The 13,008-nt window shown below is 72.1% G+C and carries 11 protein-coding genes; 7 read left to right on the top strand and 4 right to left on the bottom strand.

Translation table 11 applies throughout. The features are described from left to right. Window positions 1-33 precede the first annotated feature (33 nt). Window positions 34-822, bottom strand: a complete 789-nt coding sequence (locus WME76_RS20630) for an SDR family NAD(P)-dependent oxidoreductase (RefSeq protein ID WP_437961785.1) — start codon at window positions 820-822, stop codon at window positions 34-36. A 35-nt stretch (window positions 823-857) separates the two neighbouring features. Here WME76_RS20630 and WME76_RS20635 point away from each other — a divergent pair, with 35 nt between their 5' ends. After that, on the top strand, window positions 858-1,178 hold the full coding sequence (locus tag WME76_RS20635; protein ID WP_437961786.1) for a hypothetical protein: 321 nt from the start codon (window positions 858-860) through the stop codon (window positions 1,176-1,178). 162 nt (window positions 1,179-1,340) lie between these two features. Beyond that, window positions 1,341-2,282 (top strand): hypothetical protein, encoded by a 942-nt coding sequence (locus WME76_RS20640; protein WP_437961787.1) that lies wholly within the window; start codon window positions 1,341-1,343, stop codon window positions 2,280-2,282. A gap of 132 nt (window positions 2,283-2,414) precedes the next feature. On the opposite strand, the gene WME76_RS20645 is transcribed toward WME76_RS20640, so the two are convergent. Beyond that, window positions 2,415-6,296: a serine/threonine-protein kinase gene (locus tag WME76_RS20645; RefSeq protein ID WP_437961788.1), complete on the bottom strand. Its 3,882-nt coding sequence runs from the start codon at window positions 6,294-6,296 to the stop codon at window positions 2,415-2,417. Window positions 6,297-6,756: 460 nt separating this feature from the next. Here WME76_RS20645 and WME76_RS20650 point away from each other — a divergent pair, with 460 nt between their 5' ends. From WME76_RS20650 to WME76_RS20665, 4 genes are all read left to right on the top strand, one after another. Beyond that, window positions 6,757-7,029, top strand: a complete 273-nt coding sequence (locus WME76_RS20650; RefSeq protein ID WP_437961789.1) for a hypothetical protein — start codon at window positions 6,757-6,759, stop codon at window positions 7,027-7,029. After that, window positions 7,026-7,169, top strand: coding sequence for a hypothetical protein (locus tag WME76_RS20655; protein WP_433926183.1), 144 nt, complete (start codon window positions 7,026-7,028; stop codon window positions 7,167-7,169). The genes WME76_RS20650 and WME76_RS20655 overlap by 4 nt, the downstream gene beginning before the upstream one ends. 82 nt (window positions 7,170-7,251) lie before the next feature. Continuing rightward, entirely contained in the window at window positions 7,252-8,076 is an 825-nt protein-coding gene (locus tag WME76_RS20660; protein WP_437961790.1) for an SDR family oxidoreductase, read from the top strand. Window positions 8,077-8,153: 77 nt separating this feature from the next. Beyond that, entirely contained in the window at window positions 8,154-8,774 is a 621-nt protein-coding gene (locus tag WME76_RS20665; protein WP_437961791.1) for a universal stress protein, read from the top strand. Between the two features lie 46 nt (window positions 8,775-8,820). Here WME76_RS20665 and WME76_RS20670 read toward each other — a convergent pair whose 3' ends face one another. Continuing rightward, a complete protein-coding gene (locus WME76_RS20670; protein WP_437961792.1) occupies window positions 8,821-10,131 on the bottom strand; it encodes a hypothetical protein in 1,311 nt (436 codons plus the stop codon). A gap of 168 nt (window positions 10,132-10,299) precedes the next feature. Beyond that, window positions 10,300-11,334, bottom strand: a complete 1,035-nt coding sequence (locus tag WME76_RS20675; RefSeq protein ID WP_437961793.1) for a hypothetical protein — start codon at window positions 11,332-11,334, stop codon at window positions 10,300-10,302. Window positions 11,335-11,979: 645 nt separating this feature from the next. On the opposite strand from WME76_RS20675, the gene WME76_RS20680 reads away from it, so the two are divergent. Continuing rightward, on the top strand, window positions 11,980-13,002 hold the full coding sequence (locus tag WME76_RS20680) for a sugar-binding protein (protein WP_437961794.1): 1,023 nt from the start codon (window positions 11,980-11,982) through the stop codon (window positions 13,000-13,002). The last annotated feature ends 6 nt before the right edge of the window (window positions 13,003-13,008 follow it).

Here is a 13,008-nt window from a genome sequence, read left to right on the forward strand (position 1 = left end):
GCGGTGGGGCCGGGCTCTGCGGTGGAGCGCGGCTCAGCCGGCGCCCGCGTAGTTCACGGGCCACGCCGCCGAGAGGCTGCCGCCGTCGATGGCGAGGTCCTGGCCGGTGATGAACGACGCCTTGTCGCTGAGGAGGAACGCGACGGTCGCGGCCACCTCCTCGACCTTGCCGACGCGGTTCATCGCGTGGAGCGACGAGGCGAAGGCGCGGCCCGCGGGCTGGTCGAGGTGGAAGCCCGCCCTGGACATGTCCGACTCGATGATGCCGGGGCTCACCACGTTCACGCGGATGCCCTTCTGCGCGTACTCGACCGCGGCGGTGCGCGTCAGCGCGACGATACCCGCCTTGGCGGCGCTGTAGGCGGAGAGGCCGGGGTAGAAGCGCGACACGGCCACCGAGGCGCAGTTGACGATGGAGCCCCCGCCGCCCGCGAGCATGGCCTTGATCTGGTGCTTCATGCACCAGAAGGTGCCGCGAAGGTTGGTGTCCATCACGATGTCGTAGTCGTCGTTGGTCGTCTCGGCGAGCGGCGCAAAGCTGCCGCAGCCCGCGTTGTTGAAGCTGCCGTCGAGGCGGCCATAGGTGGAGAGCGCGGCGTCCACGAGCGCCTGGATGTCGCGCTCGACCCGCATGTCGGCGGTGACCCAGGTGATCTCTCCGCCGCGGTCCTTGACCTCGGCGACGAGCGCGCGCCCCTGCGCCTCGCGCCGCGCGGTCGCGACGACCCTGGCGCCCTCTGCGGCGAGCGCGACGGCCGTCTCCCTGCCGATGCCCGAGCTCGCGCCGGTGACAATGACGACCTTGTCTTTCAAAGCTCCCATACCGCACATCCTCTCGTCAAGGAATCAACGCCGCCGTGACCGGCTCCGGCGCCCGAGATGCCGAGATCGAACAACCGTCTTCCCGCGCCTCGAGCGGCGACCTGCCGCGCCGGACAGAACCGCGACGATGCCAAGGGGGTGACGAAAAGGGAAGCGATTCCGGTACCCTGGCGAGCTGCTTCGCGCGCGGCACGCGGGTCGTGACGCCGCGGGGTTTCCGGCGCGAGCTCTCCGTCACGGCGCATCGCCCCGCGCCTTCCGCAGGCAGGGTGGATATTTTCAACCTGACGATAGACGGCCCGGAGCGGAACTATCTCGCCGAAGGCCTGCTCGTCCACGACCGATCCGAGGCGTGATCGCCGCCTTTCGCGGCGCGCGCCCCACGTGCGCTCTCCGCCGCTCCCGGCGAGCGCGATCTCCCGATCGGCCCCTCCGGACACAAGGTCTCCTCGGCGGCGCTCCGGGGTCGGCGCGCGGGCTCGACCGGCCGGGTGGAGTTGGAGTATAGGCGTCCGCTTATGACCCGACCCCGCCTCGTCGCCGGCGCGCTCTTCCTGGCCGGCCACCTCTTTGCGCTCGGTTGCAGCGCTCCCAAGCCGGAGCCCGAGATCGCCTCCTCGGCCTCGCAGAGCGGCTACGCGGAGCGCTATCCGGCCGAGCTGCAGGCCACGGCCACGTCGCTCAGCGATCGCGAGGACATCGCGAAGCGCACCGCCGACCAGTTCCAGGGCTACCCGGACCAGCTCAAGGAGCCGGACTGGAAGGTGGTGGTCGACGTCATCGAGCAGGCGGACGCTGCTGGCCGGAGCTACGACTACGTGGAGCGCGTGCGCGCCGTGGACGGCGCCGTGGCGTTCTTCAACGACAACAAGGAGGACCTCACCCGCAAGGTGAGCGGCGCCGCGCAGTATGTCGTCAAGCAGAAGGGCTGCGACGTCGACGTCACCGGCGCCACGTCCCACGCGCTCGAGGAGGGCGTCGAGCGCCAGCTCGAGAAGTACGTCCGCGACCGCAACGAGGCGCACCGCCGCATCGATCGCCACCGCGCCTCGCTCGGCAAGGAGAACGCCGCGGCGCTCGAGAAGCAGGCCGACGCCGTGAGCTTCACGAGCTACCTCGTGCACATCGACATGGTCGAGCACAAGCTGCGGCTCCGCCGGATGCTCGAGGAGATCGAGGCGATCAAGGCGTCGATCGACGAGGCCGTCGCGGCGGAGCGCGCGTTCCAGTCGTCCGGCAAGCGCACCGACGAGGAGAAGAAGGCCTCGGACGCGCGCATCGCGGAGCTCGGCCGCAGCAAGGCGATGCTCGACGCCTCCGCGACCCAGGCGAAGCAGATCGACGAGACGATGGACGAGCGCATCGCCGCCGCCCAGAAGAGCTACCGCGAGGCGTTCGACGCCCTCCGCGCCACCCTCCGCAAGAACGCCGGCCTCCCCGTGGAGCCCCGCGACGACTGATCAAACGGCAGAGAGACGAACCACAGAGGCACAGAGGGCACAGAGGGGAGAGGAGAGAAAAAAATTCTCTCTATCTCTGTCCTCTGTGCCCTCTGTGCCTCTGTGGTTCAAATCTCTCTCTTCCGCGGCCCCTCACGCCGGCCGGTGCTCGAGCCACCGCTCCGCCATCGCGAGCGTCCTCCGGTTGTCCGGGAGCGTCAAAAACCGCTCCCTCCAGACCGGATCACTGATCTTCCCCGCCCTCTCCAGCAGCCGCTCCCTCGCCGCCGCGATCGCCGCCGCGCAGTCCGCCTCCATCCCGTTCGCCGCCAGCGCCTCCGCGTACACGAGCCGCACCGACGACTCCCCCTCCTCGATCGCGCCGATCGCCGTCAGCATCGAGAACGCCTCCCCCGCCGCCGATAGCCCCTCGTCGAACCGCCCCATCCCGAGCAGCGCCCGCGCGCGCTCCGCCACCGCCGCCGCGCGCAGCGGCGGCGCGCTCTGCAGCACCTCCGCCGCCGTCCGGGCCTCCCGCTCCGCCCCCTCGTAATCCCGCGCGAGCAGCGCGATCCGCGCGAGGTAGGTCCGCGCGCTCCCCTCCTGGCGCGGATCCCCGAGCCGCTGCGACAGCGCGATCGCCTCCCGCTCGGTCCGCTGCGCCTCGTCGATCCGACCCTGGTAGCCGAGGACGTGCCCCAGGTTGCTCAGCGTCGCCGCCACCAGCTCGTGCAGCCCCATCCGCTCGGCGCTCGCCAGCGCGCTGCGCAGCACCTCCTCCGCGCCCGCGAAATCCCCGAGCTCCGCGTGCATGTAGCCCACGTTCATGCGGACCGCGCAGGCGTTGCCGCGGTCGCCGGCGCGCTCGAACGCCGCGAGCGCCGCCCGGAGCCCCGCCAGGCACGCGCCCGGATCGCCGTTCACCAGCGCCCGCACCGACCGGGCCGCGTGCAGCCGCGCCGCCACCTCGACCTCCCGCTCCGCGAGGTCGGTCCCGTCGCCCTCGACCGCCTCGATCAGCGCGTCCGCGAACGCGTAGCGCCCGCCGAACACGAGCAGCAGCGCCCCCTCCCCGAGGCACATGTGCTTCGCCACGAGCGCGCCCTCCGCCGCCGCCTCGGCGGCCTGCGCCACGCTCATCCAGCGCTCCGCCCGCTCGAAGCCGCCCAGCTTGCCCGCGGCGACCGCCACCTGCTTGATCGCCGAGAACCACGCCGCCGACCCGGCCTGGAGCCGGTCCACCGCCTCGGTCCCGCGCTGCTCCGCGAGCGCGATCTCCCCGCGCCACACGTGCGCCTCGGCCTCGACGAGGCGGAGCGCGCCCAGCGTGTGCGGCGTGGGGCCGCATGCGATCCCGCGCTCGGCCCGCTCGATCGCCGCCGCGAGGTCCTGCGCGCGGAGCGCCTGCTCGGCCGCGCGGCAGTAGGCGGACGCCGCCCGCGACAGCTCCCCGCCGCGCTCGAAGTGCTCCGCCAGCGCCATCGCGTCCGCCGCCCCCGCGCGCGAGAGCCAGTCGCCGGCGAGCCGGTGCCCGAGCCGCCTGTCGCCCTCGGTCAGCATCCCGTAGGCCGCCTCCCGGACGATCGCGTGCTGGAAGCTGTACTCGACCTCGCCGGGCAGGCTCCCCTCGCCGCGCCGGGCGATCACCTCGCGCTGCTCCAGCTCGACCAGCTTCGACGCCACCTGCGCCCCGCCCACGAGCGCCGAGACGCCGCCCAGCCAGAACGTCTGGCCGAAGATGCTCGCCGCGCGCAGCGCGCGCCGCGCCTCGATGTCGAGCGCGTCGATGCGCGCCTGCACCATGGCCAGCACCGTCTCGGGCAGGTCGGCGCCCTTGCCGTCGGCGACCGCGCGGAGCTGCTCCTCCAGGTAGAACGCGTTGCCGTCGGCGCGGTCGACGATCATCGCGAGCAGCTCCGGCGCCACGTCCTCGCCGAGCACCTGCCGCACGAGCCGCTCGCTCGCGCGGCGCGGCAGCCCCGAGAGCTGCACCTCGTGCACCCCGCGCCCCGCCCAGAGCTTCGGGAACAGCTCGTGCACCTCGGGCCGGCCGAGCGCGAGCACCATGAGCCGCTGGTCGCCGAGGTTGCGCAGCGCCGAGTCGACGAGCATCACGCTCGGCAGATCGCCCCAGTGCAGGTCCTCGAGCACGAGCAGCACCGGCCTCGCCGAGCACTCCGCCCGCACCATCTCCTCCCAGGCGAGGCGGATCTGGTCGCTCATCAGCACCGGGCTGCGCCGCGCCGCCATGAGCTGCACGCTGTCGCCGTCGGGGAACGGCACGCCGATGAGCTCGCCGAGGAACGCCGCGGTGCGCGCGGAGTCGCCCCGGCCGTACCGCTCGACGCGCGCGCGGATCTTGTGCTGGCGCGCCTCGAGCGGCTCGCCGTCGAACAGGCCGATGGCGCGCCGGAGCGCCGGGGCGAGCAGCGCGAACGCCGAGCCGGCGCTGATCGGATCGCCGCGCCCGAACCACACCTCGATCTCCTCGCCGCGGTCGCGCAGCCGCCGCAGGAGCTCGGTCCGCAGGCGCGACTTGCCGGCGCCCGCGGGCGCGGTGACGAGCACGGCGCTCGGCGTCGCCTCCTCGACGCAGTGCGAGAACGCGGCCTCGAGGAGCGCGAGCTCGCGGTCGCGCCCGACGCACGGCGTCGGCCTGCCGAGCAGGGGCGGCGTGGTCGCGAGCGCCTCGCGCTCGCCGTGGAGGCGGAGCCCGCCCTTGTCGCGCGTGACGTCGAACCGCGAGCCGAGCAGCCCCGCGGTCACCTCGTCCATGCGGACCGCGTCCGCGCCCGCGGGCGCGGGCGGGAGCAGGTGGACCGCGCGATCGATGAGCTCGCCGACCGGCAGCCGCGACGAGATCTCCGCGCGGCCCGTGACGAGCGCGACCGGCACGCAGCCGAGCAGCGCGTTCAGCGCGAGGGCGCAGCGCGCGGCCTGCGCCGCGAGGTCGGTCGGCGCGCCGCCCGCGGTGAGCACGATGAGCGGCGAGCGGGACTCCAGGATCTCGAGCTCGCCCTGGTACCGCTCGGCGACGGCGATGAGCGCCTTGCTGCGCTCCAGGTCCTCCTCCTGGGAGCGCGTCGCCTCGGCGTCGCCGGTCACGTCGCGCGCGAGCACGATGCACATCATCTTGCGCTCGTTCGTCGTGATCTCGCTGCCGCGCACCGTGTTCATGGGGCGGCTGCTCACGGCGCCCGCGCCGAGCTCGTCGAGCGCGAGGAGCTCCGCCGCCACCGCGTCGCCGTCGCGGGGCCGCGCCTGGGGCGCCTTCGCGAGCATGCGCGCGACGAGGTCGTCGAGCGCCTCGGGGATGTCGCCGCGCAGCTCCCGGAGGCGCGGCGGGTCCTCGAGGATGACCTTGATGAGCACCGAGAGCCCGTCGGCGCCCTGGAACGCCGAGCGCCCGGTGAGGCACTTGAAGAGCACGCAGCCGAGCGAGAAGACGTCGGCGCGGGCGTCGATGACCGGCTCGCTGCGGGCCTGCTCCGGCGCCATGTAGCCCGGGGTGCCGAGCATCGTGCCGGGCATGGTGAGGTGCCGATCGATGGCGCCGAGGCGCACCACGCCGAAGTCGATGAGGGTGACCCCCTCGACCGCGCCGCCGGGGAGCAGCAGGTTGCTCGGCTTGAGGTCGCGGTGAACGAGGCCCGCGCGGTGGATGACGCCGAGCGTGGAGGCGATCGTCGAGGCGAGCGCGAGGCTCTCGCTCATCGTGAGCGGCTTGCGCGCGAGGCGCTCGGTCAGCGTCTCGCCGTCGAGCCACTGCATCGCGAGGAACGGCTGCCCCGCGTCGGTCGCGCCGTGCGCGATGTAGCGCACGATGCCCGGGTGCCGCAGCGCGGTGAGCGCCTCGAGCGCCTCGGCCTCGCGCGCGAACCGGACCGCCTCCTGGAGCCCCCGGCGCTGCAGGAGCTTGAGCGCCACCGTCTCGTTCGTGGTCAGATCGACGGCGCGGTAGACGTCGCCCATCCCCCCCGAGCTGGCGAGGCGCTCGATCTGGAAGCGACGGTCGATGACATCTCCCACGCGCATCTCCGCGCCCCGTCTTACCTGAGACCTCGCATGAGCCTGCTTACAACGGTGAGTAAACGAACTCGCCGCCGATCGCCAGCGGCTCCGCCCGGAGCGGCCGCGCGCGAGCGACGCGGCGGCGCGGCCGGGACCGGATCACGGTCAGATGATGTGAGCTGCACAACACGGCGCCCGCGCGCGGCGGCGCGGAGCGGGCGCGCGCTGCGGTGGCGTGGGCGCGGGTGGAGCGGAGCGCGCGGTCGGCGCTCGCGCCGGCTCGCCCGGCCGCCGCGGGTGGGCGCGGGTGGCAGACGCCGCGCGTCCCGGCGGGCGGGGCCCTCGATGGGGGCGCGACCCGGGGGCAGCCCCTTTTCACCACAGTGAGGCATAACGCCCTGGTCATGGGCGGGCGCCACGATAGCTCGTCGCGCTGACACAGCATTTCGAGTTCCAGTGCAATGGCATGTAGCGTGCTGGACTGATGAGCATGAAGACGAAGCTGTCCAGGAAGCAAAAGAAGAAGCTCAGCAAGCTCGGTCGGAAGGTCCTCAAGCCCGTGGCCGCCGTGACGAGCTTCGCTGCGGTGTTCGCGGCCGGATTGTACAGCGGCAAGGCGAGAGGCTATCTGTCCAGCGCTGGCACCGCCGTGACCAGCAAGGTGAAGGGCTGGGCGAGCGCGCTGGGCGTGTCGAGGCTGGCCAATGGCGTCTCGGGGAGAGCTCACCCGGAGGTCGAGCTCGTCCAGTCGTCATGAAGAAGAAGACCCGTCGTGCCCTTCGAAGGGCGGTCAAGGCGGTGTCGACGGCGGCCGCGATGATCGCGGTCGACACGATCGGCGCCGCGGCCGGCAGGCTGCTGAAGGACGCGCTGAAGAAGCGGCGGCGCGAGCGCTGAGCTGCTCCGCGCGTCGACGTGCTTCCGCGCGCCGCTCGAGCGCCTCGCGTCGGGCGCTGTCCTGGAGTAGGTTCCGCCCCGTATGGACACCCGAACTTACTTCCAGGGCAAGAGCGTTCTCGTCACCGGCGGTTCGAGCGGCATCGGCCTGTCGTTCGCGCGGCTCGTCGCGGGCCATGGCGCCGCGGTGACGCTCGTCGCGCGACGCCGCGCCCTCCTCGAGGAGGCGGCGGTGGGCATCCGGCGCGAGCACCCGTCGGCGCGGGTCGACATCCTCGAGCTCGACATCAGCCGGGCGGAGGACGTCGCGCGGGCGATGGAGTCGCGGCTCGCCGAGCGGCCGATCGATCACCTCGTGAACAACGCGGGGGCCGTGATGCCGGGGCGCTTCCTCGAGCTGCCGATCGAGGAGTTCCGGAGCATGATGGACGTGAATTTCTTCGGCGCCGTCCACCTCTGCAAGGCGGTGTTGCCGGCGATGGTGGCGCGCGGCAGCGGCCACGTGCTCAACGTCTCCTCGCTGGCGGGGGTGATCGGTATCTACGGCTACACGCCTTACGCGGCGAGCAAGTTCGCCCTGATCGGCTTCTCGCAGGCGCTGCGCGCGGAGATGTGGCCGCACGGCGTCCGGGTGAGCGTGTGCATGCCGCCCGACACCGACACGCCGCAGCTCGCGTTCGAGAACCAGTACAAGCCCGCGGAGACGAAGGCGATCGCGGGCAACGTGAAGACGCTGGAGCCGGACGCGGTGGCGCGCAGCATGGCCGACGGCATGGCCCGCGGTCGATTCGAGATCTACCCCGACGTCGGCTCGCGCGTGAGCGCGATCGCGCAGGGCGTGCTCCCGGGCGTGGTACGCTGGGTCTGCGACGGCGCGCAGCGGAAGGCCGGTCCGGCGGCGGGCTGAGCGCAGGGGCGGCGGCGGGGGGCATGGACGTTGCGTGGTCGCGGATTGAAGACGAGCACATTGCAAGGGAGGAACCGATGGAGTCGAGATCATCGAGCGATGCGCGACCGTTCAACGTCCTGGCGGCGATCGATCTCTCGCCGGCGAGCCGCGGCGTGCTCCTCCGCGCGCTGTGGCTGGCGAACGCGGAGGAGACGGGCGGCGAGGTTCATGTGGTGACGGTGGGCGACAGGGACGCCGCGGCGCGGCTCCAGGAGCTCGCGACAAGCGCCGTCAAGGAGTTCGCCGTGCCGTCGCGGCCCGGGCACGTCCAGCGCGTGGTCACGCACCTGCTCACGGGCGACCCGGCGCGCGAGATCGTCTGGCTCGCGGCGCACATCGACGCGGATCTGATCGTGATGGGCACGCACGGGCGCACGGGCGTACAGCGCCTCGTGCTCGGCTCGGTGGCCGAGCACGTCGTGCGGACCGCGGGGTGTCCCGTCTGCGTCGTGCGGGACAAGCACCACGACGAGTCCTGGCGCGTGCCCGAGATCGAGCCGCCCTGCCCGGATTGCCTCGCTGCGCGCAACCAGAGCGGCGGGGCGACCCTCTGGTGCGAGCGGCACCAGGGTCATGTCCACACGCATGTTTATTCCGGCGCCGAGACGACGAGGACGGTGCGCCGGGCGGTGGTGCCCTGGGGGTTCTCGCCCTGAGCTCGCCATCGCGGGCCGGGTTCTCGCGCGCGCTCGCCGCCGCCGCTCACGCCGCGACGAGCATCCGCTCCCCGTCGCGCCGCGCCGCCGCCCAGGTCTCGTCCCAGGCGGCGTCGGCCTGCGCGCGCCGGAGCTGGCCGAAGGCCTGCGTCTCCTTCCGCTCGCCCTCGACCTCCACGTGACCCCCGGGCGGCGCGGGGGCCGGCCCGGCCATCGCGTCGCCGACCGCCTCCCGCACCTCGCGCCCGCCCTCGGCCAGGCAGTAGGCGAGCACGCGCCACCCGAGCTCGGCGTGCTGCGCCTCGTCGCGCGCGACCTCGCCGAGCGCCGCCCGCACGCCCGCGTCGGACGCCCCCGCGAGCGACCGCCGCGCCCGGGCCGCCGCCGCGCCCTCGCCGAGACAGCCGTCGTGCCACGCCTCGAGCGCCATCCGCACGAGCGCCGCGCGCCGGTCCGCGTCGCGCGCCGGCGGGGGCGGGAGCAGCGCCGGCCTGAGGCGCCACCCCGCGAGCGAGCTCGCGATCTCGCTGCACCGCGCCGCGTGGCGGACCTCATCGCCGAGCGCGGCGAGCGCCCGCGCCACGAGCGACGCGGGCGCGCCGACGCCCGCGAGATCCCGCGCCAGCGCGAGGAACGCCGGGATCGAGCCGCACTCGGCCCGCGCGCTGTCCAGCCACGCGCCCGCGAGCGCGGCCCGGGTCGCGCGATCGAGCCGCGCCGGGCGCATGGCCGCGGGGCCCAGCGCGAGCGCCGGCGGGAGCACGACCCCCTCCGCCGTGCGCAGCGGCCGGCCGTCGACGGCCTCGGACCGCACCCCGAAGGGCGGAGTGACGCGGAGGCCGATGCCGAACGTCCCCTCGGGCACGAACGGCTCGCCGGACAGCGGGATGACGGCGCGCGCCAAGACATCGAGGGCCACCGGACTGAACAGGGAGCTCATGACACCGACGTGGAAGCCGTGCTGCCCCGGGAGCTCGTCGTTATAGCGGGTGCGGTACGTCCATCCGAGCTCGCCGTCGATGCTGTGCAGGGTATCGCTGAAGTCTTCGGCGAGATCGCTGCCGCCGTGGATGCCGGCCGCGAAGCGGCCGGCAGAGAAGTTGAGCCATGTCGCCTGCGCGAACGGACCGAGTCCCGTGTTCCCCGCGCCGGACGGTCTGCCGGTGTTCAGGAGGGCCGTCGCGCGGAGATCCGCGCCCAGGCCGAAGGCGAGCTGCTGGCCGAACGAGAGCGACATGAAGACTCCGCCCGAGATGGCGTAGGCATCGTCGGCGCGCGCCTGGCCGGGGAGCGAGACGAGGGCGGCGACGCCGAGGGCAGCGAGCGCGGGCGGGAGCGCGCGTGAACGAGAGGACATGGAACCTCCGAAGCCAAGGAGATGGGCAAAGGATCGATCTCGGCTCCAGTCTACCAGAGGGCGCGAACCGGCACGACGGCGGTGGATGACAGAAAGCGGCTCTGTCAGGCGGGAGCGCGCGAGATCCCGGAGCGGCCTGTCCGCCGCCGCGAGCGCCTGACGCCTGCTCTATCTCGAGAGCACCTCGAGGCGCGGCGGCTGGGCGCCTTGCTGATCGAGATTGTAGCGGTCGGCCGTCGCCGTCGAGAGACGGACGCCGAGGGACGAGAACCCCATGCGCAGGGTCGCCACCAGGGAGCTCACGTCCACGGAGACCGTCTGGAAAGACGCGCTGGCCGGCAGCCTGCTGTAGTGCTCGCCCGCATCGAAATCGTCCGGATTGACGACGCCGTCTGCGGAGTACCAGTAGACGTCGATCGACCCCTCGGTCCCCCCCTCATCGATGTTCTGCAGATCGATCGAGAGCTGCACGGAGGTGCTCGTCGGCGGGAGATCGTGAAGGCTGAACTCCGCCACGGTGCGGTCTTCCGTGCCCGACTTGATCGCCAGGAAGCCGAGGAGGAACGGCTCGCCGCCGGCGAACTTGCGAATGCCACGGACGTCGGTCGGGAGGTAGATGAGCGCCTCGCAGTCCTCGCGGCAGCGCTCCTCACCGTCGCACAGCTCGCCGGTCGTGACGATGCCGTTGCCGCAGCCCGTCGGCGTGCAGTTGCTGTCGCAGCCGTCGTCGTCCTCGCGGTTGTCGTCGTCGCACGACTCGGTCTTTGTGATGACGCCGTTGCCGCACCCGGTGGGCGTGCAGTTGCTGTCGCAGCCGTCGCCGTCAGTAGAGTCGCCGTCGTCGCAGGTCTCACCGCGCGTGACGACGCCGTTGCCGCAGCCCGTCGGCGTGCAGTTGCTGTCGCAGTCGTCGCCGTCTCTGGTGTTGCCGTCGTCGCACCCCTCGGCCTCGCTGACCACGCCGTTACCGCAGCCCGTCGGCGTGCAGTTGCTGTCGCAGCCGTCGCCGTCTGTGGTGTTGCCGTCCTCGCAGACCTCGCCAGGATCGACCCGGCCGTCACCGCACTCGCCTTCGGGCTCGGCAGGACCGCCCGTGGAGGCGCCCTCGCCGTCGAACGACCTGACCACGGGATCGCAAGCAGCGCCCGCGACCGCGATGCAGATCAGCTTCCACGCCGCGCCCAAGATCGCACCGTGTCGCACCTGGTTCTCCTTGATGTAGGCTCCGTCGCGCGCGCACACCTCGCGGCGGTGTGCGAGGCGAGGCGTGAGGGCTGCTCACCGGGGAGAGGATGCTAACGCAGGGCGCCGCCAATGTCACCCGCGGCCGCGGCGCGGGGTAGCCCGCCGGGCGACCGTCGGTTCGCCAGTTCGCGCCGGTCCACGCGGGCGCCTGCGCGGCCGATTCACCCCCTCGCGAAGGGCAGCCGAGACTCACCAGCAGCGAGCAGATCGCTGCTCGATCCGAACGGCCATCTCGTCGGTCCCAACGACACGTCCTGGGGGTTCGTGGCCGTCGAGCACGCGTACCCGCCGGAGAAGGCGACTCCATGGGTCGTGGTCAATCCAGCAGGGCACGTCATCTACCGCGATGAAGAGGGGAATGGGACGGAGCAGGTGGGCCCATGAACGACCCACGTCCCGGTGTACGTGATGCGCCCACGCCCGGCTCTCCCGGCGTCCAGGCGCGCGTCTGCCGGTGCAGGTTGGAATTGCGCCTGGGGCGCTCAGACGAGGCGCGACATCGTCGAAGTGAGTCGCTAGCATCGCCTCGGGGCATGGCGGTGTCGCGGTCTGACGGCATCGTCTCGACGCACGCCTGGCTCGGACGAAGCGGGGAGGACTGCCATGAATCAACAGAAGGGTCTCTGGAAGCTCGCGTGTGCAGCGTTCGCCATGCTGTCGATGGCGCTGATCGCAGGCTGCGATCAGGGTGGCGGGGGCGAGGTCGGCAGCAAAGGTGAAGGCAAGAGCAACGACGCCACGGCCAAGGTCGTCAAGCTCGCCTTCGTGACGAGCGGCACCAGCGAGTTCTGGAAGATCGCGGGGGCCGGCGTCCACAAGTACGAGCAAGAGGCCAAGATTCAAGTTGACATCAAGGCGCCGCCGAACGGCACGCCGGAGGAGCAGAACCAGATCCTCGAGAGCCTCGCCAGCCAGGGCTACGACGCCGTCGCCGTGACCGTCCTCGCCCCGAACGACCAGGTGACCGTGCTCAACAAGGTCGCCGAGAAGGTCAAGCTCATCACGTTCGACTCCGACGCTCCGAAGTCGAACCGCCTGCTCTACATCGGGACCAACAACTACGAGGCCGGCAAGGTGCTCGGCAACGAGATCGTGAAGCTCCTGCCGAACGGCGGGAAGATGGCGGTCTTCGTCGGGATGTTCGCGGTCGACAACGCGACCCAGCGCCTCAAGGGCATCCAGGACGTGGTCACCGCCCACAACATCCAGATCGTCGACAAGCGCGAGGACAACGCCGATCGCGCCAAGGCGCGCGCCAACGTGGAGGACATCATCAACGCCCACCCGGACCTCGACGTCGCCACCGGCCTCTGGTCGTACAACGGGCCGGCCATCATCTCCGCCGTCGAGGCGCTCGGGAAGAAGGGCAAGGTCGTCCCCGCCGTGTTCGATGAAGAGGACGCGACGCTCAGCGGCATCGAGAACGGCACCGTCGCCTGCACCGTCGTCCAGAAGCCGTTTCAGTTCGGCTACATGGCGAGCAAGTGGATGCACGACCTCGCGACCAAGGGCGACGCGGCCATCGCCGCCATCCCCCCCAACAAGATGGTCGATACGGGCGTCGACGTGATCAACAAGGAGAACGTCGCGGAGTTCAAGGCCAGGCTCGCCGAGCTGAAGAAGTAGCCCGTC

Origin of the sequence: Sorangium sp. So ce119 (assembly GCF_051524405.1) — a bacterium.
Classification (GTDB): domain Bacteria; phylum Myxococcota_A; class Polyangia; order Polyangiales; family Polyangiaceae; genus Sorangium; species Sorangium cellulosum_G.

Excerpts from the sequence above, each read along its gene's own strand:
- WME76_RS20645 (WP_437961788.1), bottom strand. The coding sequence starts at position 6,296 with ATGCGCGTGGGAGATGTCATCGACCGTCGCTTCCAGATCGAGCGCCTC.
- WME76_RS20640 (WP_437961787.1), top strand. The coding sequence starts at position 1,341 with ATGACCCGACCCCGCCTCGTCGCCGGCGCGCTCTTCCTGGCCGGCCAC.
- WME76_RS20670 (WP_437961792.1), bottom strand. The coding sequence starts at position 10,131 with ATGTCCTCTCGTTCACGCGCGCTCCCGCCCGCGCTCGCTGCCCTCGGC.
- WME76_RS20650 (WP_437961789.1), top strand. The coding sequence starts at position 6,757 with ATGAGCATGAAGACGAAGCTGTCCAGGAAGCAAAAGAAGAAGCTCAGC.
- WME76_RS20630 (WP_437961785.1), bottom strand. The coding sequence starts at position 822 with ATGGGAGCTTTGAAAGACAAGGTCGTCATTGTCACCGGCGCGAGCTCG.
- WME76_RS20655 (WP_433926183.1), top strand. The coding sequence starts at position 7,026 with ATGAAGAAGAAGACCCGTCGTGCCCTTCGAAGGGCGGTCAAGGCGGTG.
- WME76_RS20680 (WP_437961794.1), top strand. The coding sequence starts at position 11,980 with ATGAATCAACAGAAGGGTCTCTGGAAGCTCGCGTGTGCAGCGTTCGCC.
- WME76_RS20665 (WP_437961791.1), top strand. The coding sequence starts at position 8,154 with ATGGAGTCGAGATCATCGAGCGATGCGCGACCGTTCAACGTCCTGGCG.
- WME76_RS20660 (WP_437961790.1), top strand. The coding sequence starts at position 7,252 with ATGGACACCCGAACTTACTTCCAGGGCAAGAGCGTTCTCGTCACCGGC.